A 25,188-nucleotide genomic window follows, 5' to 3' on the forward strand; every position below is an offset into this window, starting at 1 on the left:
ATGAGAGCAAGAGTCATGGACCGTGCTGCTACGGTCATTCTCACCCTGATTGCGATCTTGATCATCGGTACGCTGATTGGCCTGCTCGGTTTTATTTTGACCCAGGGCTGGCACAAGCTCAATCTGGACTTCCTCACGTCTCCTCCTGACATTGTGAATGCAGGGGGCGGGATTGGACCACAGTTGTTCAATTCCTTGTACTTGCTGGTTTTGACGATGCTGATCGCATTGCCGATCGGGATCGGGGCAGGTATCTATATGGCTGAATACGCACCGGATAACAAGTTTACCCAGTTTATCCGGATGAGCATAGAAGTATTGTCGTCGCTTCCGTCTATTGTTGTTGGTTTGTTTGGCTTGCTCGTTTTCGTAAACATGACGGGCTGGGGCTACACCCTGTTTTCCGGCGCATTGGCGCTGACGGTGTTTAACTTGCCGCTATTGGTTCGCGTGACAGAGGACGCCCTGCGCAACGTACCTCGCAGCCAAAAGGAAGCGAGTCTGGCTTTAGGGATTACCAAATGGCGCACGATCGTATCCGTTATTTTACCAGCAGCACTTCCAGGAATCCTCACCGGTGCGATCCTTGCTTCCGGCCGCGTGTTCGGGGAAGCAGCTGCCCTGCTCTTTACAGCGGGGATGTCTTCACCTAACTTGAATTTCACCGACTTTTCGTGGAACAGCCCAACTTCGCCGCTGAATCCTTTCCGTCCGGCAGAAACTTTGGCGGTGCATATTTGGAAAGTAAACAGCGAGGGCTTGACGCCAGATGCGCGTGATGTTGCTGATGGTGCTGCTGCCGTTCTGATTATTGCGGTCCTGCTCTTTAACCTGTCCGCGCGTTGGTTTGGCACGTGGGTGTACAAAAAGATGACGTCGGGATCCAACTAAGGAGGGTGAAGCTATGTCCGTACTCACCATGCAAGATACGATTATTCAAACTCGCGATGTTTCCGTTTATTATGGAGAAAAGCGTGCGGTTAACAATATTAACATGGATATTGAGCGCAACTCGGTGACAGCTTTTATCGGTCCGTCCGGATGCGGGAAGTCGACGCTTTTGCGCAGCTTGAACCGAATGAACGACCTCGTACCGTCTTGCCGTGTGACAGGCTCGATTGTGGTAGACGGCATCGACATAAATAGCGAGCAGGTCAATATCGAAGGGCTGCGTCAGGTGGTTGGAATGGTTTTCCAGCGCGCCAATCCTTTTTTCAAATCCATCTATGAGAACATTGCCTTTGCTCCTCGCTTTCACGGCATGAGAGACAAACGCGAGCTGGATGACCTGGTAGAAAGCAGCCTTCGCAAGGCAGCCTTGTGGGATGAAGTGAAGGACCGGCTGAAGGACTCGGCACTCTCCCTGTCTGGTGGGCAGCAGCAGCGACTGTGCATCGCACGTGCGATCGCGATGCAGCCAACGATCCTGCTATTGGATGAGCCAGCCTCAGCACTCGATCCGATTTCCACCATGAAGATCGAGGAGCTGGTCATGCAGCTGAAGGAAGAGTACACGATCGTGATCGTGACGCACAACCTGCACCAGGCAGCTCGTATCTCCGAGAAAACGGCTTTCTTCCTGCTAGGGGAGCTCGTAGAAATGAATGAGACTTCGAAAATATTCACTTCACCTGAAAATGAAAAAACGGAAGCGTACATCAGCGGACGTTTTGGATGAGAATCAAATGGCTTTTCACTGGTCTTTCTAGTGAGAAGCCATTTTTCGTGGATAGGGAACACTTCCACACCTATGCAGCCCTCGGAATTGACAAAGAATGCCCGCCGAGTCAAGAAAACAGCTCCATCCCAAGCGATCTTTTGCTCGTGGATGGAGCTGTTTTTTCTATACTGTTTTTCCTATACTCAGGCAGTTGCTTTTTCCTCTGTGCGGAAGAAGCGGATTTCCTGTTCCAGATCTTCGATGATGCCCGCCAGTCGTTCCGAATCATGCAGGAACTGCTCGGACAGTGACAGGCTCTCCTGATTGGAGGCAACGGCCTGCTGTGTGCCAGAGACGACTTCCTGTGCCGACAAGGAAAGAGTGTCTACTCTCTCCTGGATGGATTGACTCTGTACGTGTATGGAAGCAGAGAGCTCACGGATCGTTTCAAATTGGGTGGTGATGGCTTCGCTGATCCGAACCGTTTGCTGAAAGATGTCTGTCGCCTGGTGGAGTGTGTGAATGCCGCTGATCGTCGCCTGATCCGTTATTTCCAAGCAATCCGAGACGCGCTCCATGCGTGATTCTCCGGATTGGATGACTTGCTCAATACGTGCGGTTGCTTCTTCCGTTTGCTCGGACAGCTGTCGGATTTCATCTGCTACGACTCCAAAGCCCAAACCGGCTTGACCCGCACGCGATGCTTCAATCCGAGCATTGAAGGACAGCAGCTTGGTTCTTTTGGAGATTTGCGAAATCAAGTGGAGAATGTCTCGGATATCCACCATGCTATCCTTCATGGCAGACATCGCATGCAGCGAGGATTTCATGTCGTCTGAAATCTTCTGCATGTTTTCCTTTAAAGCATCGATAGAAGAAGAGGCTTTGACGCTTTGCTTGCGGGATTCGTGGTTTTGCAGGACGGCCGCTTCCATCGATTCCGTGATCCGGGATATTTCCGCTGTGATGCCGGACATGGTCGTATGGATACCCTCTATCTGCAGCTGCTGTTGATCCATTTCCTGTGAAAGGCGCTCCGAGACAGCCACGACTTCGCTCTGCATCGCGTGGGAATGGCGAGAACCGTTGCCGACATGATGAGCCACCTGTTTGACGTCTACGATGACGTGCTGGATTTTGCCGATGATCGACCGGATCTGGCTGCTCATGCTGTTAAAGCTGTCGGCAAGCTGGCGGATCTCATCATTGGTCTGCACTTGCATCGTTTGGAATAGTTCTCCCTTACTGAAAGACGACATTTTTTGTTGAACTTCTTTCACCGGTGTGACAATCTTGCGGACGAATACGTAGAGGAGGGCAGCCAGTGCCGCGATTCCGACGATTGAGACAGCGAGTATCGTCAGCTGCAGAGTGTGGACCTCACGCTTTATCTCTGCGACCGATTGGACGACGATCATTCCCCATTTGAGGGAGCTGTCGAATTGGTAGGCGCCGTAGTACTCGGCTCCTTGCAGGGTCACTTGTTCGAAGCCCGCTTGACCGGAAAGCATATCTTTGACGATGCTGAGCTGGTCCATCGCGGGTCGCTTGAGTGCGTAAGTCTTGTCCGGATGGGCAACGAGCTTGCCCAGTCGATCCACGATCATGGCATAGCCGGTGTCACCTAGTCTGATCTCCCCGATGAACTCACTTAGCTTGGGAACGGAGAGGAACGCGACAATCACACCGACAGACTCTTCATTCTCGTTAAGCAGTGGGAGGGAGACGGCGATCTTGGGAAACTCCGTTTGGGAAAACTGAAAGACGTCTGAAACAAAGGTCGATTTCTTTTCTAGTGCTCCCGCAAACCAGTCCGTTTTGCGCGGGTCGTAATCACTCGACAGTGGGGATCCGGGAAACGTTAAGTAACTTCCATCGGTTTTTGCTACCTGGATTTCTGATATCGTTGGGTTGGCCGTGACGATGTCGGTCAGGATACCAAACATCTGGCCGTTTGACAGCTTGCTGTTTTTGTACGAGGAACCAAAGGATTGCAGGGCAGATTCGATGGTATGAACGCGACTGCTGGCTTTCTGCATGGCGGTGTTGGTGGCGTCTAGCAACTGCTGGCGAGTTTTTTCATTCAGCATGGCTTCGGATTGAGAACTGATAAAAAATGCTGCGATGGCCATCATGCCGACGACCATTGCCATTGTTCCGAAAAACAGCCGAGTGAAGATGGAGCGGTAATGAATAGACGAATTGCCGTTACGTTTTTTTCTCAGCATCACGTGCTCTCCCCTTATATGACAAAACGTTCAGCCTTATTGTAGGATTTGCCGGGTAGAGCGTATATGGTTTGGCAGTAATATTTACCAGATCTTTACCTGGGCTGAAATCTTTAAGAAAACTTAATACAGACCTTACATAGCCATAACAAAGGCAAGCTATAGTGAATGAGTAACGAATGACGCCATTGACGAAGGAGCGAAGACCGTATGAGTGTGATTGCAGTTCGAGAGTTAAACCTCTTCTACGGTAATAAGCAGGCCCTCTACGATATAAATCTCGATGTGGAACCAAACTCCATCACTGCCTTGATTGGTCCATCTGGCTGTGGGAAATCCACTTTTTTGAGGACGTTGAACCGGATGAACGATTCGGTTGCCAATACAAAGATTACAGGTAGCGTAAAAGTGTTTGACGAGGACATCTACAGCTCGGGTGTCGAGGTAGAACGCTTGCGTAAAAACATCGGGATGGTGTTTCAGCACCCAAACCCGTTCCCGAAAAGCATTTATGACAACATCACGTACGGTCCCAAGCTGCATGGGCTGACCGATCGGTATAAGCTTGATGAAATCGTGGAAAACAGTCTGCGGGCCTCCGCTCTGTGGGATGAAGTCAAAGACGTGCTGAAAAAACCTGCGACAGGTCTTTCAGGTGGGCAGCAGCAGCGTCTGTGCATTGCACGCGCTTTGGCTGTGCAGCCGCAAATTTTGCTGATGGACGAACCGACATCGGCACTCGACCCCATCTCGACGGCGAAAATCGAAGAGCTGCTGGAAGAGCTGAAGAGCATCTACACGATCGTCATCGTGACGCACAACATGCAGCAGGCGGCACGCATCTCTGACAGGACGGCCTTTTTCCTCAATGGAGAGCTGGTCGAGTTTGACGCGACGCCTGTGATTTTCCAAAATCCGTGCGATAAACGTACAGAGGATTACATTACTGGACGTTTCGGATAAATGTGAATTGTAGTAAGGTAGGAAGAGTGGGCTCTTTGAGGCCTGCTCTTTTTCAGTATAAGGGCAACTAAGGACCCGCCAGAAGGCTTGGTATAGCCAAGTTTTCTAATGGTATGGCCGAAATGAAACGAGAGAGTGAAACAGAGGGGAAATAGTAAGTGGTCTGGATCTCAATTCTTATCTTTTTAGCAACGCTGACTTTAGTCATTTGGCAGCCGCGCGGAATGTCGATTGGTTATCCTGCTGTCGGGGGAGCGATCCTGGCTCTTGCGACGGGAGTGGTGTCATTTGCGGATGTCGGGGAAGTTACCTCGATTGTCTGGAACGCAACCTTCGCCCTGGTTGGAATCATCATCATTTCTCTTATCTTAGATGAGATCGGGTTCTTCGAGTGGGCGGCTCTGCACATGGCCAGATTGGCAAAAGGCAACGGACGCCTGATGTTCGTCTACGTGATTTTATTGGGCACCATCGTTTCCGCCCTGTTTACCAATGATGGGACGGCACTGATTTTGACGCCAATCGTACTGGCGCAGGTGCGAGCCCTGCAGCTCAATCCGAAGATGGTGCTGGCTTTTGTGATGGCGAGTGGCTTTATTGCGGATACGAGCTCGCTGCCATTCGTAGTGAGCAACCTGGTCAACATCGTGTCCGCCGATTATTTTGGGATCGGCTTTGCCGAATACGCGTCACGGATGGTTTTGCCAACGCTGTTTTCAGCAGGTGCGAGTCTTGCTGTTCTGTTTCTTTTCTTTCGCAAGAGCATTCCCGCTCAGGTGGATTTGAACCTGCTAAAAAGTCCGAGAGAAGCGATTCGCGACTTCAAGCTGTTTCGATTGTCCTGGCCAATTCTCGCTATGCTGCTGGTCGGATTTTTTTTCAGCGAGACGATTCACGTACCTGTGTCCTTTATTATCACGGGAGCCGCGCTCATCTTTTGTCTGGCTGCCAAAAACAGTCCGGTGATCCAAATGCGCCGCATCGTCAAAGAAGCGCCGTGGGTCGTCGTCATATTCTCGATTGGCATGTACGTGGTTGTCTGGGGATTGCACAATGCGAAGCTGACGGATCTGGTCAAGGATTTGCTGGATGTGCTTATGGATCATGGTCTATTAGCTGTAACGGTCGGGGCGGGCTTCATTTCAGCGATCCTATCCTCTGTGATGAACAACCTGCCGACGGTCATGTTTCATGCCCTCGCGATCGGATCTACAGGAGCAGAAGGCGTGATGCGCGAAGCGATGATATACGCAAATGTGATCGGCAGCGACCTTGGCCCCAAAATCACCCCGATCGGTTCGCTGGCCACCCTGCTCTGGCTCCACGTCCTCGGCAGAAAAGATGTCAAAATCACGTGGTGGCAGTATTTCAAAACAGGAGTCGTCCTCACCGTGCCGACTCTATTGATCACCCTGCTTGGGCTGTACTTGACATTGAAATGGTTTTACTAGGAGCAAACCCGCTGGCGAAACGAGTCAGCGGGTTTTTGTTTGTCGGAGGTGAAGTGCCAAAAGAGGAACAGTCAGCGTCCAACGTGCGAACGCGTCCAGAGCAGGCTGCTTTTGGACGCGGTTCCTCTTTTGAACGGAACCGGCCAGTGAATCTTCCAAGCAGTGTCCGTACTAGCCGCAGTTTTTTTGTCCTTTCTCTACTATGAGACACCCACAAAACGATAAGTACGCCAGGAAAAAGAAGAAAAAAACGGAGGCATTAGGGACACCCCCGAGGTGAAGTGCCAAAAGAGGAACAGTCAGCGTCCAACGTGCGAACGCGTCCAGAGCAGGCTGCTTTTGGACGCGGTTCCTCTTTTGAACGGAACCGGCCAGTGAATCCCCTATGCAGTATCCCTACTAGCCGCAGTTTTTTTCTTCTTTTTCCTCCCCCGCCCCCAAGAATAGGAAACACAACCCAAGGAAAAAATAGGCACAACTCAGTAAAGGAGGAAGTTTCCATGTGGCATGGTTGGCCAATCGAACGTGTCCTCATTTTGTTTACAGGACTTGCTTTTGCCATGATTGCTGTTCAAGTCACGCTGTTTCACTCCCGTCAAAATTTCCGCCATTGGGCCATGTGGCTGCCCGTCATTGAGCTGCCGCTGTTTGCGGTGACAGCTATTATTCTATCGTTCCAAAATGCCGGATGGCTGCGGTGGCTGTTTGCATTCATGATGGTCGTAGGGATGGCAGGGGGAGTCTTTGGAGCCTATTTGCATACGGTCGGTGTCGGGCAGCGCGTCGGCGGATTTTCGCAAGGGCAGAATTTCCAGGTGGGTCCGCCGATTATCTTGCCGCTCTTGATGACGGCAGTTGCAGCACTGGGGCTTATTGCCCTGTATTGGGGGTGACAGTAAATGGCTGAGGAAAGTCGCTACCCGACATATGACGTGTGGGATCAGCACACGGAATGGGACGGTCACACCAAGAAAATCGTAGGCTCCCGAAAAACGCCGCAGGTGGCCCATCAGTTTTTTACCAAAGAGGAAGCGTTCCTCCTGCAAACCCTTGTCGGCGTACTGGTCAACGAGCATCGGCTGGAAGTGTTGACCTTCGTGACGCAGCATCTGGATGATTCGGCAGCGAGTCCCATCGGAGAGTCACAACGAAAAGTCGGGGTACCGCCGAAAAAACAGCTGTATCGACTCGGCTTGGCAGGGGTAGATGCGGAGAGTCACGCGATGTATGGGAAAGGCTTCATGGGAGCTGGGCACGAGGAGCAGCAGGCTGTTTTGCAAGCTGTTTCCAAAGGACAGGCCAAGGATCCACAAGCGTGGGCGGGAGTAGTCCCCTCTGATTTTTTCAAACAACTTCTGCACGATACGGTATCCGCTTATTATTCTCACCCGTTGGTCTGGTCCGATATCGGCTATGGCGGTCCAGCGTATCCACGCGGGTACGTCCGGGTGGAGAAAGGTTTGACTGATCCATGGGAGGCGAAGGCAAATGGCAAGTGACGACCGGGTCATGCACCACAGCGATCATTACGACGGATATCGCTCGAGCAGCTTGGATAACCGCAAATATGCAGAGGAATGCGATGTGTGCATTGTCGGCGCAGGAGCGGCAGGAGGCGTACTTGCCCATGAGCTGGCGAAAGCGGGATTGCGCGTCGTCGTCATCGAGGCTGGGCCATTCTGGGACCCGCAGAGCGATTTTGCCAGTGATGAGCTTTCCATGCGCAGGCTGGCTTGGCAAGAGACCCGGCTCGTAACGGGAAAGGATCCTCTCAGGCTTGGGCATAACAATTCAGGCCGTGGAGTGGGAGGGGGGACCGTGCATTTTACCGGTGTGTTCCTCCGTTTTCATGAAAGTGATTTTAAGACCAAGACGGTGGACGGGGTAGGAGAGGATTGGCCGATTACCTACCACGATCTCGCTTCGTATTACGACAAAATCGAGCGGGAAATCGCGGTATCCGGCCCGTCCTATTTTCCGTGGGGCGCTTTTCAGGGGCCGTATCCGTACCCGGTGCGCGAGCCGATCAGTGCCAACTCCCAGCTATTCCGGGAAGCCTGTGAAAAGCTGGGGTACGAGAGCGTAGTGGCGCCGCTTGCGATCCTGTCTGCCCCATTTGATGGGCGACCGCCCTGCATTAACCGCGGCTTCTGCAACCAAGGCTGTATGCCGAATGCCAAATACAGCGGGTTGGTTCACCATATTCCCAAAGCTATTGCAGAGGGGGCAGAGGTTCTGTCTGACTGTATGGTGACGGAAATTTTGATGGCTGGAGACCGGGTGAGTGGTGTTCTTTTCAACCACGATGGTTTGACGCACCGCCAAATGGCACGTGTCGTCATTTTGGCCGGGTTCGTGATCGAGACGCCGCGGCTGCTGCTGAACTCTGCGACCTCGCGTTTTCCAAACGGGTTGGCTAATTCCAGCGGCTGGGTAGGAAAAGCGATTATGCCTCACTCCAGTCACGATGTGTATGGCAGATTGCCCAAAGAGGTTCGGCCGTACAAAGGGACACCTGTTCTAGCGTTGACCCAGCATTTCTATGAAACAGATCGCGACAGAGGCTTTGCCCGTGGCTATACACTGAATGCACACGGTGCGAGGCCGGTGGGGATGGCTGGGGCGATTGCGGCGGAGCGCGAGGATGGATCGTTTTTATGGGGGAAACAGCTGCGGGAAACCATGCTGGATTACAACATGTACGCACGTGTGACACTGGTAGGGGAAGTGCTGCCTCATCCAGGCAATGCGGTTACGCTAAGCGGGGAAAAAGACGAGTACGGCATGCCGATTCCCAAGGTTACATTCAGCTACCAGGAAAATGACCGTCTGCTCTATCAACATGCGATTGGGCAAATGAAACAGATTGTGGAAGCGATGGGGGGAACCCCGGAGCATGTCGTCTCAGATACGGCTCATCTAATGGGGGGGTGCCGGATGGGGAATGACCCGGCGAGCTCGGTCGTCAACGAATTTGGACAAGCTCACGACATTTCCAACCTTTTCATAGCGGGGGCATCGACCTTCGTAACATCGGGGGCAAGCAACCCGACAAACACAGTAATGGCGCTGGCTGCACGCACTGCGGACAAGCTGATTGAGGCCATGAAAAGGCAGGATCTTTCATGAGCTTTCACGGAACTTTTACGTTCATATCTTCCCCACCGAACAAAACATATTGTATACTGGGAAACAGATAAGCAAGGCAAAGGTGGGTTAGTATGGAAATGGATTTAATGCAGGTACTGTTTTTGTCCGAGGTTTATAAGCTGCTTGGTGACAAGACGCGACTGACGATCATGGCTCTCCTGCAAGTTCAGTCCTTGTGTGTCCGTGATCTCGTGGAGATTCTGCAAACCTCCCAACCCTCTGTTTCTCAGCACTTAGCGAAGTTAAAAACACATGGTTTGGTAAAAGAACGCCGTAAAGGACCGTGGGTTTTCTACTCAGTTAATACGGAGTGCGCTCCAGCAGTTCAGCAGATTCTTTCTCATCTACCGGACATGTCGCCTGTCATCAAACAAAAATCAGTCGAGAACGAGCCTTCTTTCGGCTGATCGGTCTTTTTTGGAAAGCGTTGGATCTACCCGATCCTGCGCTTTTTTTATTTATCAACAAAGGACTGAGGAAGAATTTACAGGCGAACGTAAAAGAGGAGCAAACCACCGAGTGTGGTCGCTCCCCTTTAGAAATTACAACGATAAAGCTTCTTTCAGTGCTTCCTTGTCGAAGCCGTGAATGATGATATCCTCACCATCCTCTTTTTTTATCAGAGTAACAGGCGTCATGCTGGCACCGAGGCTAATGGCTTCTTGAAAATAGGCATCGTTTTTCCGAATGTCTCTGTCTTCGAAGGCAACCTGCTGGCTGGTGAGCCACATCTTTTCCTCCTGACATGGTCCGCAGGTAGTTTGTGTGTAAATGATAACGGTGTTCGCCATGGGACGACACTCCTTTCCAACGTGTAGAATCGAAATCGAAAACATTCTTTCGCCTTTTACGGGACAATTCCTGCCTGCGTCGGCACTTCCACAGATGTCCTGTACACTTAGCTTGCACATATTCGTTCTTTTTTTGCCTGTAAACTGGAAAAAACAGGGGCGGATACCTGAGGGGGGAGCGGTACAAATTATATTCAGTGACGTCGAGGAGGTGAATGGAACGATGCCTAAACAAAACAAACAAGCTGGTATGAATCAAGCGAAAAACGCGCAAGCAGCGCAAAATACAGCTACTGAATTCGCAAGCGAGACTAACGTGTCTGAGGTTCGCCGTCAGAACCAACAATCCGCTGCGAAATCTGGTCAACAAGCTGGCCAAGCTACTGAGTAGTAGCTCACGGCAATCAACCCTCGCGATATGCGGGGGTTGTTTTCGTTACTCAGGTAAATAAGGGTTGGCATCAAAGTGGCTTGCCAACAATGATGGGGAGTGGTACGTTGACTGCAGTAGAAGAAGACAGGAGCGTTATGGAACAATGATTATAGGAATCGGACTGGATATGATTGAAATCGAACGTATAGACAAGCTGCTAAAAAGACAGCCGAAAGCGTTAAGCCGTTTTCTCACCCCTCGCGAGAAAGAGCTGCTTGCGGGTAAATCGCTGACGAGACAAACGGAATTCGTCGCAGGACGGTATGCAGCGAAAGAAGCAGGTGCGAAAGCATTAGGTACCGGGATCGGAGAGGGAGTCAGCTTTCTCGACATGGAGGTATTGCCAGCCCCGGGCGGCAAGCCTGAGATGACGTTTGACGCAGCCGTTTACAGCAGAGTGGGATTAGACGCAGCACAGGTGAGAGTCCATTTGAGTATTACCCACAGCCAGTCACATGCGGTTGCACAGGTTGTATTGGAAAAGCTGTAAACTTGTCTGCATATTGGGACGAGGATGGACATACATTTATATCGCGTAGATCAGGAGGGACTACCTGCTCTTACACAGGAAGGGTAAGTCTTGAAGCCGATCCAAGCGATATCACATCCTCACCTAGAAGAATGTGCCTGTCCATGACAAGATGTGCGCTCCAAGAGGCGAAAGACTGACAGATTTCCCAGGAAATAGACAGGGATGCCCTTCTTTGTCGAAAAAGTTGACAAGGAGGAGTTCATTGAATGAAACGGGCAGCTTTTCCACTGGTGTTATTGTTGGTCTTCACCCTGCTGCTCGGCGGCTGCTTTGGTCAAAAAACACCCGAAGATGTGGTGAGTGACTTGAGCGGTACGCTGGACAAAATGGCTGGCTACAAGTCTCAAGCAGTGCTGACCATGCAAACTGGCTCGACTCCCATGGAGTACGATGTTCAGGTATGGTACGAGAAACCGACCAATTATCGGGTAGCACTGACCTCCAAGCAGCGTGGCATCACCCAGATTATCCTGCGGAACAGTGAAGGGGTATTCGTCCTCACGCCACATCTGAACAAGAGCTTCCGTTTCCAAAGCGGCTGGCCTGAAAACAACGGACCGCTCTACCTGTACGAAACGCTCATCCGCAGCATCATTGACGATGCTGAGCGTCAGATGAAAATGGATGACAAGCAGTATGTGTTTGAGGTCAAAGCAAACTACAGCGGCAATCGCTCCCTGACCAAGCAAAAAATCTGGCTGACGGAAGATTTCAAACCTACGCACGCTGAAATTATGGACTCGAGCATGAATCCGCTGGTGAAGATTGACTTTTCTGAGTTTGTATTCAATCCATCCTTCGACAAGGACGCGTTTGACAAAGACCGCAATATGACGACCAGCTCGCTGCCTTCGATCCCAACTATGGCACAGCCGAATGGGCAAGTCGCACAGGTGCCGTCCAGTCAGTTCGGTGTCATCGTACCGACCTACGTTCCAGAGGGCGTACAGCAAGGCGACATCGAGCCTGTGACGAGAGACGGTGTGCGGACAGTCGTCCTCAGCTACCAAGGAGCCTATAACTACAAGCTGACCGAGGCGCGTCCGACAGAAGCTTCTGTATCCTATGAGCAGGGCATGCCGATTGATCTGGGCTTTACGATCGGCGTCCTGGCACAGACGAACGACAATCGCCGCTACCTCACATGGGAGCTGGACGGCGTAGAGTTTATGATGGCGGGAGACCTGCCAGAAGAAGAGATGGTGAAAGTCGCCCAGTCTACGTACGGCATCGGCGGCAAATAAGCTGGGGAGAGGGGACGGTCACTGCCGTCCTCTTTGCTTTTTTCTGAACGATAGGAATTTATAAGTGTTTACGCTTATGAATTCCGGAGCGCATGACGAAGTGCCTCAGCGTCCGCTTCTGGCATTACTTCGGTAAAACTATCCGCTAAAACGCGGTCGCTCCTCCTTGAACAGGCATCGATAGAGGTTTTCTTATGGATCTCGTTTCTACATACTCGCCATGACTTTCCCGTCACATTTCCACTTTTCTCAAACGGAAATCTAAAAAAGCCCAAGTAAACTAGCCTTGTACCGAAAGAGGTGCAAGAAACTTACCGAGCGATGAAAGGGTGGATTGACGATATGTTTAGCAAAGCGAAAATGGGTATGCTTTTAGGAACGATGGCAGCTGTACTTAGCATCGGAAGCTTCGGAAGTGCTTTTGCAGCCGATGCGACACAAACACAAACGCAAACACAAAATTTGAATAAACCAGCAGATGTGAAATTTGGAGACAAAATGGGGCACCACCGCGTTGGCTTCGGGGCTTCCTTCAAGGAAAACACGGAGCTGCTGTCCCTCTTGAAGCTGGATGCAGATAAGCTTTCCGAAGAGCTGAAGGCAGGCAAAACACTGGCGCAGATCGCGGAAGCACAGGGCGTGGACGAAGCCGATGTCATCGCACTGCTGGTCAAACAACAGCAAGAGAAGCTCACAGAGGCTGTGAAAGCAGGGAAGCTGACACAGGAGCAAGCGGATAAAATGAATGAAAACGCCGCGGATCGTGTGAAAGCACAGCTCGAGAACACCCATAAGGACAAAGGTGGGTTTGGGTTTGGCGGCTATGACAAAAATGAAGAGCTGCTGTCCATCTTGAAATTGGATGCAGCCAAGCTTTCGGAAGAGCTCAAAGCGGGCAAAACACTGGCAGCGATCGCAGAAGCGCAGGGCGTGGATGAAGACGACGTGATTGCTCTCTTGGTGAAACAGCATGAGGAGAACCTGTCCGAAGCAGTGAAAGCAGGGAAGCTCACGCAGGAGCAAGCGGACAAACTGAATGAAAACACAGCAGACCGTGTGAAAAAGCAAATCGAAAGCACGCATCCAGCACGGGGATTTGCTAAAGGCTTCGGATTTGCCTATGACAAAAACGAAGAGCTGCTGTCCCTTTTGAAGCTGGATGCAGATAAGCTTTCGGAACAGCTGAAAGCAGATAAATCGCTGGCTGCCGTAGCAGAAGCACAGGGAGTAGCTGTGGATGACGTTGTGGCTCTCTTGGTCAAACAGCAGGAAGAAAAGCTGGCAGAGGCTGTGAAAGCGGGCAAGCTGACACAGGAGCAAGCGGATCAAATGAACGAAAAAGCATCCGAGCGAGTAAAAGCAATGGTAGAAAGCACCCATCAGGATCGTGGACACGGCAAAGGGTTGGGCTTCGGGATCGGTAAAAACGAAGACCTGCTCGCGCTGCTGAAGCTAGACGAAGCGAAGCTGACAGAAGAGCTGAAAGCTGGGAAATCACTGGCGGAAGTAGCACAAGCGCAAGGAGTTTCGGAGGATGAGGTAGTCGCGCTTCTCGTCAAACAGCAAAAAGATAAATTGGCACAGGCAGTAGAGGCAGGCAAGCTGACGCAAGAAAACGCGGACAAGCGCAGCGAAGAGCTGGAGGTATTCGCGAAAAAAATGGTAGAAAGCAAGCATCAACCAAAGGCTGAGAAGACGACAGCAGAATAATCAAAAATACGAAAAGGCAGGAGCAAATCAGCTTCTGCTTTTTTCTTTCTGTCTGTTTTTCCTCCAAATTTCCATCTGGCTCAAACGAAAATCTAAAAAAATCGCGGTAACGTATCGAATGCCGGGAAGATCAAATGAAATGAGGCAATGGAAGGATGGACGACGTATGCTCAGTCATATGAAAAAGGGAATGCTGCTCGGAACAGTGGTGGCAATGTGCACGTTAGGAACAATCGGTTGCTCGAACAGTGCGAGCGGCACCGAAACAGGCCAGAATGATCAGGCTGCCGCAGCAGGCAAGCACGGGGGAGACAGGAGCGGAGGAGGACCAGGAGCAGGCAGAATGGAGCGAGGCGGATTTGGTGGCGGCATCACCTACAAGGATAATGCCGACTTGCAGACCCTTTTGAAGCTCGATGGGGCCAAGCTGGATGAACAGCTCAAAGCGGGACTTACGCTGGCAGAGGTGGCCAAAGCACAAGGCGTGGATGAAAGTAGCGTGATCGATCTGCTTGTAAAGCAGCAGGAAGCGAAATGGAAAGAAGCCGTATCGGCGGGCAAGCTGACACAAGAGCAGGTAGACAGCATGAAAGGGAACGCGAGCGAGAGGATCAAGGAGCAGATCGAACGCACCACACAGGCGCGAGGGGGCATGGGCTTCGTGGTGAATCTTCACTCGAACGCTGAGCTCGCCAGCCTGCTCAAGCTGGATGCAGACAAGCTGCAAGAGCAGCTCAAGTCGGGCAAAACGCTGGCGGATGTGGCGAGTGCGCAGGGAGTGGCAAAAGAAGAAGTAGTGGCACTGCTGACCAAGCAGCAAAAGGACCAGCTGGCCGCTGAGGTAGCTTCCGGCAAACTGTCTCAAGAGGAAGCAGACAAACGCGGTGCCGATCTGGAAGCAAGAGTGAAAAGCATGGTAGAGGGTACCTTTGCCCAAGGTGGAAATATGGAAAAACAAAATTAACTTTCCCTTCAGTTTTCCATTTTTCTCAAACGGGAATCTAAGAAAGTACAAGTAAACTAGGTCTTGTACAAGAGAAGAATGTACACAAAACAAGAAACCAAGCGTTGAAAGGATGGAGAATATATGTTTAGCAAAGCAAAAATGGGAATGCTCTTGGGAGCAATGGCAGCCGTGCTGAGTATCGGAAGTCTGGGAAGCGCAATGGCAGCCGACACGACACAAACGCAAACGCAAGCTAAAGATTTGAATAAACCTGCAGAAGTGAATTTCAAAGGCAACATGGGGCATCGCGGCGGCATCGGATTTGGCTTCGGCTATGAGAAAAACGAAGAGCTGCTGGCCTTGCTGAAGCTGGATGCGACGAAGCTTTCCGAAGAGCTGAAAGCCGGAAAAACGCTGGCAGCGATCGCTGAGGCACAGGGCGTGGAGGAAGACGACGTGATCGCGCTTCTGGTGAAGCAGCAGGAAGAGAAACTGGCCGAGGCAGTAAAGGCTGGCAAGCTCACACAAGAGCAAGCAGACAAAATGACTGAAAACGCAGCCGACCGTGTGAAAGAACAAGTCGAAAACACTCGCCCTGAGCGCGGATTTGGCAAAGGCTTTGGCTTTGACAGCAACGAAGAGCTGCTCACCCTGTTGAAGCTGGATGCCACCAAGCTGCAAGAGGAGCTCAAAGCAGACAAGACGCTGGCAGCGATCGCAGAAGCGCAGGGAGTCGATGAAGACGACGTAATCGCTCTCCTGGTTAAACAAGAGGAAGCAAAGCTCGCAGAAGCGGTGAAAGCTGGCAAGCTGACGCAGGAGCAAGCAGATAAAATGACGGAGAACTCCGCAGAGCGCGTAAAAGCCATGGTGGAAAACACACATCAAGATCGCGGTCACGGGAAAATGATGTTTGGATTTGGCTTCGGCAAAAATGAGGAGCTCCTCACCCTGCTGAAGCTGGATGAAACCAAATTCAAAGAAGAGCTGACTGCAGGCAAATCCTTGGCGGAAATTGCAGAGGCTCAAGGCGTTGACAAGCAGGACGTCATTGACCTGCTCGTGAGCAAACAAAAAGAGCAGCTGGCAGAAGCAGTGAAAGCGGGCAAGCTTACACAGGAAGAAGCGGACAAGCGCAGCGAAGAATTTGCGACGATCGCCCAAAAAGTAGTGGAAGGAACCTTTGAAAAAGTAGCCTTCCCACGAAAAGAAAAAGAGCAGGATAACGCTGAAAAAACAACCGTCACAGAATAATAAGCCCGATACAGCAAAAGCTCCAGCAGTAGGAGAGGGACTGACCTTATGGGGTCAGTCCCAAAATCTACTGGTGGGGCTTTTTCGTTCTTGTTATAGTCAAAATGGAAGGACATGCATGCAGGATTTTATTTAAAGAGAGAAAACGCAGCTTTCACAGATAAAAAAGGAGGCTTGACATGAAAGTCGTCGCGAAAACGCATCATATCTATTCATTTTCCCCTGATCTCAAACCAGTGCTTACGGTAGCCTCCGGGGATGAAGTCGTGTTTGAAACGTACGATTGCTATCGGGAGCAGTTGAAAGCGCCCTCCAGAAATCAGATGGTTGCCCTGCAGGGATTGAATCCGGCTACGGGACCGGTTGCCGTTCACGGCGTTGTTCCGGGCGATACTCTGAAGATCACCGTGATTTCGATCGACCTGGATGAGGAAGGAACTATGTATCTGCGGCCGGGTGCCGGTATTCTGCGTAAGTATGTAGCTGAACCTGAAGTGAAAAAGTTTCGAGTCGAAGGCGGCAAGGTGCATTTTAATGAAAAGCATGCACTCGCAGTCAAACCGATGATTGGAGTCATTGGCGTTTCCCCGAAGAGTGGGGATATCACTACCTACTCTCCTGGGACGCATGGCGGCAATATGGACACCAAGGAAATTGTCGAAGGGGCAGTCGTCTACTTGCCGGTATCTGTCGATGGCGCCAATTTGGCGATCGGGGATTTGCACGCACTCATGGGGGATGGGGAAGCTCCCGTTTGCGGAGTGGAGATCGGCGGTCGCGTCCGGGTAAAGGTTGAAGTGGTGAAGGGGCAATGCTTCGTGACACCTGTAGTGGAGGATCGGGAGCAATTTTATGTGGTCGCTTCCGCCACGACGATGGATGAGGCCTGCCAGCTTGCAACGGAGTACATGTTTGAATTTTTGCGGGAAAGGCTTGAAGGCTATGAGGCGAATGAAATAGTCTGCTTGATGGGGATCAGCGGTGACTTGCGTGTATCCCAGATGGTAAATCCCTTGAAAACGGCGAAGTTTGCCATTCCGAAAGCGGTGTTTGATGTGACTTTTGAGATCAACCGGGAATGATGTCTTCCTTTTCGGTAGCGGATATTGTTTAATGGGAAAAACTACGTCAGGGTAGTGGATTAAAAATATCGCGAGGAAGAGGGTGTGGCATCCGTGACTGTCTCCAAGGAACATCTTCGAAAACGTATTGCTGTTGCGGCTGGCAGGGAAAAAGCCGACATCGTCATAAAAGACGGAACCATAATTGATGTTTTCAACGGGGAGCTGCTGCAAGGGGATGTAGCGATTGCGGACGGTGTCTTTGTTGGGATCGGAGCGTACGAAGGACATACGGTAATCGACGCGGCAGGCAAGTACATCTCGCCTGCCTTTATTGACGGACATGTGCATATCGAGTCCTCGATGGTGGTTCCTGCTGAATTTGCGCGAGTGCTATTGCCGCACGGCGTCACAACGGTTATTACGGATCCGCATGAAATCGCCAATGTGGCGGGAGCGCGTGGAATCGAGTTTATGCTGGCAGCTTCGGAGGGCCTTCCCTTTGATGTGCATGTGATGCTTCCTTCTTGTGTTCCGGCGACTTCCTTTGAGAATGCGGGTGCGGTACTTACGCAGGCAGATCTTGACCCGTTTCTGTCCCATCCGCGTGTACTGGGATTGGCAGAGGTCATGGACTACCCTTCCGTTATGAATGCGGACGAGGGCATGCTGGATAAGCTGACCGCGACGATGGCACAAAATAAGCAGATTGATGGGCATGCAGCGGGACTTGATGTGCAGGCGATCAATGTATACCGGACCGCACAAATCAAAACGGATCACGAGTGCGTCACTGTCCAGGAGGCGAAAGATCGGCTGCAGCGCGGTATGTACGTGATGCTGCGTCAGGGAACAGCTGCCAAGGACCTGGAGGCATTGCTGCCGGTTGTCACCGAACGCAACTCGCGCAGATGCCTGTTCGTCACGGATGACAAGCATTTGGATGAGCTTCTCCGGGAAGGAAGCATCGATCATCATGTGCGGATGGTAATCGAGCGAGGTTTGTCGGCGATTACTGCGATTCAGATGGCGTCACTGAACGCGGCGGAATGCTTCAGGCTGTATGACAAGGGAGCGATTGCGCCAGGTTTTGCAGCCGACTTTCTCCTGCTGGACGATCTGGAGCAGGTCGCGATCCATCAGGTTTTTAAAAACGGCAGACTCGTAGCGGATCGAGGAAGAGTAGTAGAAGACATGCTTCCTCCGCAGTCGGCTGAAGTGGCTGCCAAAGCAGAGGAGCTGACCGGAAGCGTTCGGATCCAGCCACTGACCAAAGAAAGGTTTGCCATACCCGTTCGAAACGAAAAGGCGCATGTCATCGGCATCATTCCCAACAAAATCGTAACGGAGCATCTTGTAATAGAAGTGCCGACTGTTCAGGGAGAGTTTGTTCCTTCTGTAGAGCGGGACCTGTTGAAAATGGCAGTCATTGAGCGCCATCACCTCACAGGCAACGTTGGGCTGGGGATCGTCAAAGGTCTCGGTCTGCAAAAAGGGGCGATCGCATCCACTGTTGCCCATGATTCGCATAACCTGATCGTCGCAGGAACGAACGATGACGATATGCTGTTTGCCGTGAAAACGATTGAAGGCATGCAGGGGGGCTTGGTCGTCGTTGAGGATGGAAAGGTACTGGCAGCCCTCGCTTTGCCAATTGCGGGATTGATGTCCAATCAGAAGGCAGAAGTCGTTTGCCGAGGGCTCGACGAACTGGAGCACGCTTTGCGCACGGTAGGGGCACCGGCTACCTTCCAGCTGTTTTTGACGCTGTCCTTTTTGGCGCTGCCGGTTATCCCTTCCCTCAAGCTGACTGATCAGGGATTATTCGACGTTCAACAATTCACTCTGCTCTCGGGTGTTTGATTTCGCCACGCGAAATAAGCATTCCCTGAATTGACATCCAGCAGGAAAACACGATACAGTCAAATTAACTTCTATCGTAATGAGGTGGCATGCTTTTCATGAAAAAACCGGCTACGGATGTTTTGTACCAGGAAGAGTCTACGTACAAGGACATGCTTCTGCGCAAAAGCGTAAAAATGCGCGTGATGGAGACAGTTGCTTTTGTCTTGGGAATGCTGATTCTCGCGCAGATTCTTCCTAGTAACAACACAGCATTCAAGGTGCTCGCCTTTGCAATTGCGATTGCGGTTGTAGGTCTGGCTCCCTTTCTTTACCGATCGATGCTTCGGCCTGTGTACAAGCTGACAAAAACACACCTGATCATCACAATGTCAGGCAAAGAAACCAGCTATCCACTGTCCGAGGTCGAACAGATTTACGAAGGCCGCCATCTCTACAGAGTGGGAGGAAAGCGGGAGTCTCTGATGGTGTCCCGTGAATTTCTAAAGCACTTGAACGAGCGTTTGTTTTACTATAATAAAGCGAACAAGAGGAGATAAGCATGAAACCGTTTTGTCGTGACACTTGGGTTGAAGTAAATCTGGATGCGATTTCAGCCAACGTGCAGACGTTCCGCCGCCATCTGCCCGCAGAAACCGGGATTATGGCGGTGGTGAAGGCTGACGGCTACGGACATGGTGCTGTCGAGGTAGGCAGACAGGCGCTTGAAAGCGGCGCGAACTCACTGGCAGTTGCCATGCTGGATGAAGCCATCGTTTTGCGGGAGGCAGGGATCGATGCCCCTATCCTGGTGCTTGGCTACACACCTGCTGATTCTGTAGAGTCAGCCAGCCGACTGCAGGTCCAGCTTACGGCATATCATGCTGATTGGATTGCCGAGGCGAACCGCGTTTTACTTCAGGGGAATCTCGCGCCTGTCGGCATTCATATCAAGACCGATACGGGAATGGGCCGACTGGGTGTGCGCACAAAGGAGGAGCTGCTGCGTGTGGTAAACGCGCTCGAGGAAAGTCAAAAGCTCTCCTGGACCGGGATTTTCACTCACTTTGCCTGCGCGGATGAACCGGACACTACCCATGTGCGACGACAACACGAAACGTTTGAAAGCTTCTTGCAATCTCTTCGCGCTGCGGGCAAGAAACTGCCTATGATCCACTGCTGCAATACGGCGGCTGCGATTGCTTTTCCCGAATGGGGGTATGATACGATCCGATTAGGCATAGGTTTATACGGACTATATCCTTCGCCATATATGAAAGATCGTGCAGATGTGGGGCTCGTACCGGCACTCGCGCTGAAGACCAAGATCGCTCACGTGAAAACAGCGACGGACGAAGCTTTTACGGTCAGCTACGGTGCGACGTATACCGCTAAGCCCGGGGAACAGATTGCGACACTGCCCATTGGATACGCAGATGGATATTCTCGCCTGTTGTCCAACCGTGGGAAAGTTTTGTACAATGGAGCACGTGCTTCCATCGTTGGCAGGGTTTGCATGGATCAGATTATGGTGCGGATTGAACAGGGAACGGCACAGGTCAATGATGAGGTTGTTTTGTATGGAAAGCAGGGCGAGGATGAGATTTCTCTGGATGAAGTAGCAGCCCTGATCGGCACGATCAACTACGAGGTTCCTTGCATGCTGAACTACCGCATCCCCCGCGTTTATTTTCAGAATGGAAAAGAAACAGGGGTGTTTCACCCAATCACTATGAAACATGCTCCCAAAGAAAGTGTAAATAACTAGCAAACAAAAAACGGCAGGAATTTTACTTTCGAGAACGAATACTAGGTAAGCGCAGAAAGTCGGCTTTTTTAGCTGCATAGCGTACGGACAGGTATATTTTTGCAATGGTTTCGACATAATGGTATTGTTCATACTGACAAAATGGCAGGAGAACATGCTTAGCGGATGAAAGTTACGGTCATGGTTGGAGGTGGATTTGTCTTGTCGAAGTCAAACACGAAACGCATCATGATCAGTTTGCCACAACACTTGCTACAAGAAGTGGATGGCGTGATTCAGAAGGAAAAATCCAATCGCAGCGAGTTCATTCGTCAGGCGATGCATCTGTATTTGAAGGAGCGCAAAAAGCGCACCATCCGTGAGACGATGCAAAAAGGGTATATGGAGATGGCGAAGATCAATCTGAAAATGGCATCGGAGGCTTTTGGCGCTGAAGAAGAGGCTGACCATACTCTTGTCCGCTTAGTTAGCGGGGTGTGACCAGTGATTGTCAAACGTGGCGATGTATTTTTCGCGGACCTGTCACCGGTCGTTGGCTCTGAGCAAGGAGGCGTTCGGCCTGTATTAGTCATTCAGAACGACATTGGAAATCGATTTAGTCCGACGGTCATCGTCGCAGCCATCACGGCACAGATTCAAAAGGCGAAGCTGCCTACGCATGTTGAGATTGACGCAAAAACATATGGATTTGATCGTGACTCCGTCATTCTGTTGGAACAAATTCGAACCATTGACAAACAACGGCTGACCGATAAGATCACCCATCTCGATGATGAGATGATGGATCGTGTGCATGAATCCCTACAGATCAGCCTGGGACTCATCGATTTTTAAAATTTGGATCAGACCTTTGGAGAGGAAAAGCCACTTGAGTGAAGCAAGTGGTTTTTTTGCTGTGAGGGCAGGATTTGATGTGTGTATAGCGAATGTATTGGTAGTGAATATTAGACAAAATGTGACACGTTTTGCTTTTTATTCCCAAGGTGGAGAAATTGGCTTCGCTTCGCATCCATTACATTTCTACCTATCAAGTGAGGGCGGAAGGAGTTTTTGATTGTGGCAGAGCTGTATCCTGAGACAATCAAGATCGATTCAGTAGCGGATATTGTCGCAGCGAGGCAGGTTGGACGAAATATGTCTCGACAATTAGGGTTCGGCACGATTATGCAGTCCCGAATGGCCACTACCATTTCTGAGCTGGCTCGAAATATTTTTTTGTACGCAGGAGAAGGAACGATTACGATCACGCCGATCGAGCGTGAAGGAGCAATCGGTTTGCAGATTACTGCACTGGATGCAGGACCTGGGATTGCAGATATTCGCAAGGTATTGGAAGATGGTTATTCTACTTCAGGTGCGTTGGGAGCTGGGCTACCAGGCGTCAGGCGCATGATGGATGAATTCGATATTCAGAGCGCTCTTGGGGAAGGGACAAAAGTCATCGTTGTGAAATGGCGTAGCTGAGTAGAGGAAGGTGGAGTAGGATGATGACCCGGGGTATAGAGAAAAAGTACGTGCAGCTTCTCCGGGACTATTTGGCTGGTCAAGGGGAAGATCAGCTATACGATGCTCAGCAGCTGGGGAAGTGGCTCTTGCTTCAAGATATTTCGCCAGAAGAAATGATTGATCTGCATGGGCGGGCATTGGAATATCTCGGGGATGTGCCCGAGTTTGTACGAGCGTCCTTCTCTATCTTGACAGAAGTCATGATTGAGTACGGAAATGAGCATCGCTCGGTGACCAGCATGAGGAGCAAGCATAAACAGTTCCAATCCGAAATGGCGGTTGCCTCCGCTATGCAGAAATCACTTGTGCCGCAGGAGCTGCCGGTCTATCCAGATGTGGAGATTGGGCTGGTCAGTGTCGCAGCGAAGCAAATTTCTGGGGATTACTACAATATCGTTACTCACGACGACGGGCGACTCTGCCTGACGATTTCAGATATTACGGGAAAAGGGATCTCAGCTGCGATGTGCATGTCCATGCTGAAGTACGCGATGGAGAGCTTGGGTGACATGCTGCATGGTCCAGATGAAATGCTGCGCCATCTGAATCGGGTGGTGGAGCGCAATATCGATCCAAGCATGTTTGTCACGATGCTGTTCGGCTGTTACGATACGCAGAAGCATCGCTTCCGATATGCTGTTGCCGGACATGAGCCTGGCTTTGTGTATCGGGCAAAGGAAGGGCGTTTCTACGACATGGAAGGCAAGGGCATGGCGCTGGGGATTTGCTCCGACAGCCACTACCAGGAATATGAAGTCCATCTCGATGTAGGTGATGTTCTGATTCTTCTGACGGATGGTGTAACAGAGCGCAAGATTGGCCGAAATTACTTACATAGGGACGAGCTGGTATCTTATCTGGAGGCGGAATTAGGTACGTCCGCTCAAGTGATGGCAGATAACCTCTATAGCAAGCTGCTGCTGCTCTCCCAGTTTGAACTGCCAGATGATTACACCATGATGATACTGCGAAGAACCTGAGCGATAACTGGAGGGAATGTGGATGGACCTAACCATGAATATCACTAGAAATGAAACGGAGCATTTGGTAAGCCTTAGCGGCGATGTGGATGCCTTCACCGGACCGAAAGCAAAAGAAGCGATTATGACCTCGGTGGAAACCCCAGGGGTAGCAGTTGTCGTTGTCGATTTGTCACAAGTGGAGTACATGGACAGCACGGGAATCGGTATTTTCATCGGAGTGATGAAAGCATGCAAGCAGGTAGGGTGCGACTTTGTTGTGCAAAACCTGCCTTCCCGGGTAGAAAGGCTGTTTCGCATTACTGGCTTGTATGATCTAGTCTCCATCCGTAAAGGGGAGAGCGAGTAATGGCTCAGAAGAGATCTGAAGCAGATGTTATTTCATTGCAGCTGCCGAGCTTGCCTGAATACTTGGGAGTTGCTCGCCTGACTGTATCGGGTGTCGCCAATCGTTTGGGATTTACGTATGACGAGATCGAGGATATCAAGCTCGCGGTGGGAGAGGCTTGCAGCAACGCAGTGAAGCACGCCTATCGCTTGGAGGAAGAACCGGGGCTCATTTCCCTGTCCTTTTCCATTTATCCCGATCGACTCGTCATCGTCGTGACCGATGAGGGCAAAGGCTTGGACAGAGAGCCTAGCGCTGATCAATTAGCCCCTCTGTACGCGGGTAGAGATTTAGACGAGGTAGAAGAGGGGGGATTGGGTCTGTATTTGATCCACGCCCTGATGGACGAAGTGGATATTCGCACAGGTGACGGTGTTTCGGTCTCCATGACCAAGTATGTTCAGCGGGATGGGGTGGCTGGCGATGACCGGACAATCTCGGAAGAAGAAGTATAGTCCCGAGGAATTGAAAAAGCTCACCTATCAGTATTGGGAAACAGGAGATAGGGAGCTGCAGGAGCTGTTGGTGAGAGCGTACACGCCGCTGGTAGAAACGCTGTCCAAGAAGTTCGTCCGTGGACAAATCATGCATGAGGATCTGATTCAGGTAGGGATGATCGGACTTTTGGCGTCGCTACGAAGATTCGATCCGTCTTTTGACCGGACGTTTGAAAGCTTTGCCATCCCTACCATCGTAGGCGAGATTAAACGATATATTCGCGATAAAACCTGGAGTGTGCACGTTCCGCGAAGAGTGAAGGAACTGAGCCCCAAAATTAAACGCGTCGTCGACGAGCTGACCATTTTGCTGCAGCGTTCTCCGCAGATCTCCGATATTGCGCGCTGCCTCGGCGTTTCGGAGGAAGCTGTCCTGGAGACGCTGGAGATGGGCAGGAGCTATCACTCCCTTTCGATGGACAGTGAGCTGGAGGCAGACAGTGACGGCAACACCATTACACTGCTGGACCTGATCGGATCGCAGGAGGATGGGTTTGGACAGGTTGAGCAAAACCTCATGCTTGAGAGAGCCTTGCATGTTTTAGACAAACGGGAAAGAGAAATTATTCAATTAACCTACTACGAGAACCTGAGTCAAAAACAGGCTGGCGATGTGCTGGGCATGTCCCAAATGCATATTTCTCGCTTGCAACGCAGAGCCCTGGCTAAATTGCGTGAAGCCTTAAAGCTGGAACAGCATGAAACGGTCATGTAAATAGAGGGAGAGGTGCCAGCGGGCATCTCTTTTTTTGATACGGACAGCAGCTTTTTCGCAGGCAGGTTT

The 25,188-nt window shown here is 51.1% G+C and carries 27 protein-coding genes; 25 read left to right on the forward strand and 2 right to left on the reverse strand.

The window, feature by feature from the left end; all coding sequences use genetic code 11:
- Both pstA and pstB (ACLIN2_RS02795) read left to right on the forward strand, forming a co-directional pair.
- Window positions 1–891, forward strand: coding sequence for a phosphate ABC transporter permease PstA (pstA, locus tag ACLIN2_RS02790; protein WP_092270883.1), 891 nt, complete (start codon window positions 1–3; stop codon window positions 889–891).
- Window positions 892–904: 13 nt separating this feature from the next.
- Window positions 905–1,678, forward strand: coding sequence for a phosphate ABC transporter ATP-binding protein PstB (gene pstB, locus ACLIN2_RS02795; RefSeq protein ID WP_092270886.1), 774 nt, complete (start codon window positions 905–907; stop codon window positions 1,676–1,678).
- A gap of 185 nt (window positions 1,679–1,863) precedes the next feature.
- Here pstB (ACLIN2_RS02795) and ACLIN2_RS02800 read toward each other — a convergent pair whose 3' ends face one another.
- Window positions 1,864–3,888: a methyl-accepting chemotaxis protein gene (locus ACLIN2_RS02800; protein WP_411503179.1), complete on the reverse strand. Its 2,025-nt coding sequence runs from the start codon at window positions 3,886–3,888 to the stop codon at window positions 1,864–1,866.
- Between the two features lie 210 nt (window positions 3,889–4,098).
- On the opposite strand from ACLIN2_RS02800, the gene pstB (ACLIN2_RS02805) reads away from it, so the two are divergent.
- The 6 genes from pstB (ACLIN2_RS02805) (at window position 4,099) to ACLIN2_RS02830 (ending at window position 9,859) form a co-directional block, all read left to right on the forward strand.
- Window positions 4,099–4,851, forward strand: coding sequence for a phosphate ABC transporter ATP-binding protein PstB (gene pstB / locus ACLIN2_RS02805; protein ID WP_122925711.1), 753 nt, complete (start codon window positions 4,099–4,101; stop codon window positions 4,849–4,851).
- A 158-nt stretch (window positions 4,852–5,009) separates the two neighbouring features.
- The gene (locus tag ACLIN2_RS02810; protein WP_411503180.1) at window positions 5,010–6,302 is read left to right on the forward strand and encodes an arsenic transporter; all 1,293 of its coding nucleotides are present in this window, start codon (window positions 5,010–5,012) and stop codon (window positions 6,300–6,302) included.
- Between the two features lie 500 nt (window positions 6,303–6,802).
- Window positions 6,803–7,195, forward strand: a complete 393-nt coding sequence (locus tag ACLIN2_RS02815; protein WP_092270898.1) for a hypothetical protein — start codon at window positions 6,803–6,805, stop codon at window positions 7,193–7,195.
- 6 nt (window positions 7,196–7,201) lie between these two features.
- A complete protein-coding gene (locus ACLIN2_RS02820; protein ID WP_411503181.1) occupies window positions 7,202–7,801 on the forward strand; it encodes a gluconate 2-dehydrogenase subunit 3 family protein in 600 nt (199 codons plus the stop codon).
- A 10-nt stretch (window positions 7,802–7,811) separates the two neighbouring features.
- The gene (locus tag ACLIN2_RS02825) at window positions 7,812–9,431 is read left to right on the forward strand and encodes a GMC family oxidoreductase (RefSeq protein ID WP_411504508.1); all 1,620 of its coding nucleotides are present in this window, start codon (window positions 7,812–7,814) and stop codon (window positions 9,429–9,431) included.
- Window positions 9,432–9,523: 92 nt separating this feature from the next.
- On the forward strand, window positions 9,524–9,859 hold the full coding sequence (locus ACLIN2_RS02830) for an ArsR/SmtB family transcription factor (protein WP_092270904.1): 336 nt from the start codon (window positions 9,524–9,526) through the stop codon (window positions 9,857–9,859).
- 135 nt (window positions 9,860–9,994) lie between these two features.
- Here the strand turns inward: ACLIN2_RS02830 and ACLIN2_RS02835 are convergent, their stop codons facing one another.
- Window positions 9,995–10,243 (reverse strand): glutaredoxin family protein, encoded by a 249-nt coding sequence (locus tag ACLIN2_RS02835; RefSeq protein ID WP_092270907.1) that lies wholly within the window; start codon window positions 10,241–10,243, stop codon window positions 9,995–9,997.
- A 223-nt stretch (window positions 10,244–10,466) separates the two neighbouring features.
- On the opposite strand from ACLIN2_RS02835, the gene ACLIN2_RS02840 reads away from it, so the two are divergent.
- The 17 genes from ACLIN2_RS02840 to sigB all read left to right on the forward strand — a co-directional run bounded on the left by ACLIN2_RS02840 (window position 10,467) and on the right by sigB (window position 25,119).
- Complete coding sequence (locus ACLIN2_RS02840; protein ID WP_092270910.1) at window positions 10,467–10,634, forward strand: gamma-type small acid-soluble spore protein; 168 nt, start codon at window positions 10,467–10,469, stop codon at window positions 10,632–10,634.
- Between the two features lie 145 nt (window positions 10,635–10,779).
- Window positions 10,780–11,166, forward strand: a complete 387-nt coding sequence (gene acpS, locus ACLIN2_RS02845) for a holo-ACP synthase (RefSeq protein WP_411503182.1) — start codon at window positions 10,780–10,782, stop codon at window positions 11,164–11,166.
- Window positions 11,167–11,414: 248 nt separating this feature from the next.
- Window positions 11,415–12,452 carry a DUF4367 domain-containing protein gene (locus tag ACLIN2_RS02850; RefSeq protein WP_122925717.1) on the forward strand — a complete coding sequence of 346 codons (1,038 nt, stop codon included), beginning with the start codon at window positions 11,415–11,417 and terminating at the stop codon, window positions 12,450–12,452.
- Window positions 12,453–12,794: 342 nt separating this feature from the next.
- Entirely contained in the window at window positions 12,795–14,162 is a 1,368-nt protein-coding gene (locus tag ACLIN2_RS02855) for a hypothetical protein (RefSeq protein WP_411503183.1), read from the forward strand.
- Between the two features lie 139 nt (window positions 14,163–14,301).
- Window positions 14,302–15,126: a hypothetical protein gene (locus tag ACLIN2_RS02860; protein ID WP_411503184.1), complete on the forward strand. Its 825-nt coding sequence runs from the start codon at window positions 14,302–14,304 to the stop codon at window positions 15,124–15,126.
- Between the two features lie 123 nt (window positions 15,127–15,249).
- A complete protein-coding gene (locus ACLIN2_RS02865; protein WP_411503185.1) occupies window positions 15,250–16,362 on the forward strand; it encodes a hypothetical protein in 1,113 nt (370 codons plus the stop codon).
- Window positions 16,363–16,541: 179 nt separating this feature from the next.
- Window positions 16,542–17,444 carry an acetamidase/formamidase family protein gene (locus ACLIN2_RS02870; protein ID WP_411503186.1) on the forward strand — a complete coding sequence of 301 codons (903 nt, stop codon included), beginning with the start codon at window positions 16,542–16,544 and terminating at the stop codon, window positions 17,442–17,444.
- A gap of 93 nt (window positions 17,445–17,537) precedes the next feature.
- Window positions 17,538–19,286, forward strand: a complete 1,749-nt coding sequence (gene ade, locus ACLIN2_RS02875; RefSeq protein ID WP_411504509.1) for an adenine deaminase — start codon at window positions 17,538–17,540, stop codon at window positions 19,284–19,286.
- Between the two features lie 98 nt (window positions 19,287–19,384).
- A complete protein-coding gene (locus tag ACLIN2_RS02880; RefSeq protein WP_122925729.1) occupies window positions 19,385–19,825 on the forward strand; it encodes a hypothetical protein in 441 nt (146 codons plus the stop codon).
- Window positions 19,826–19,827: 2 nt separating this feature from the next.
- Window positions 19,828–21,033: an alanine racemase gene (gene alr, locus ACLIN2_RS02885; RefSeq protein WP_092270952.1), complete on the forward strand. Its 1,206-nt coding sequence runs from the start codon at window positions 19,828–19,830 to the stop codon at window positions 21,031–21,033.
- Window positions 21,034–21,213: 180 nt separating this feature from the next.
- The gene (locus ACLIN2_RS02890) at window positions 21,214–21,513 is read left to right on the forward strand and encodes a CopG family ribbon-helix-helix protein (RefSeq protein WP_025845698.1); all 300 of its coding nucleotides are present in this window, start codon (window positions 21,214–21,216) and stop codon (window positions 21,511–21,513) included.
- Window positions 21,514–21,516: 3 nt separating this feature from the next.
- Window positions 21,517–21,867, forward strand: a complete 351-nt coding sequence (locus tag ACLIN2_RS02895) for a type II toxin-antitoxin system PemK/MazF family toxin (RefSeq protein ID WP_092270955.1) — start codon at window positions 21,517–21,519, stop codon at window positions 21,865–21,867.
- 222 nt (window positions 21,868–22,089) lie between these two features.
- Entirely contained in the window at window positions 22,090–22,497 is a 408-nt protein-coding gene (locus tag ACLIN2_RS02900) for an anti-sigma regulatory factor (RefSeq protein ID WP_373863277.1), read from the forward strand.
- Window positions 22,498–22,520: 23 nt separating this feature from the next.
- Window positions 22,521–23,519 (forward strand): PP2C family protein-serine/threonine phosphatase, encoded by a 999-nt coding sequence (locus tag ACLIN2_RS02905; protein WP_411503187.1) that lies wholly within the window; start codon window positions 22,521–22,523, stop codon window positions 23,517–23,519.
- Between the two features lie 22 nt (window positions 23,520–23,541).
- Window positions 23,542–23,868, forward strand: coding sequence for an anti-sigma factor antagonist (locus ACLIN2_RS02910; protein ID WP_122960126.1), 327 nt, complete (start codon window positions 23,542–23,544; stop codon window positions 23,866–23,868).
- The gene (rsbW, locus tag ACLIN2_RS02915) at window positions 23,868–24,362 is read left to right on the forward strand and encodes an anti-sigma B factor RsbW (RefSeq protein WP_092270967.1); all 495 of its coding nucleotides are present in this window, start codon (window positions 23,868–23,870) and stop codon (window positions 24,360–24,362) included. Before ACLIN2_RS02910 ends, rsbW begins: the two co-directional genes overlap by 1 nt.
- Window positions 24,331–25,119, forward strand: a complete 789-nt coding sequence (sigB, locus tag ACLIN2_RS02920) for an RNA polymerase sigma factor SigB (protein WP_327932439.1) — start codon at window positions 24,331–24,333, stop codon at window positions 25,117–25,119. The genes rsbW and sigB overlap by 32 nt, the downstream gene beginning before the upstream one ends.
- Window positions 25,120–25,188: the final 69 nt, after the last annotated feature.

The organism is Brevibacillus centrosporus (assembly GCF_046622605.1).
GTDB lineage: Bacteria > Bacillota > Bacilli > Brevibacillales > Brevibacillaceae > Brevibacillus > Brevibacillus centrosporus.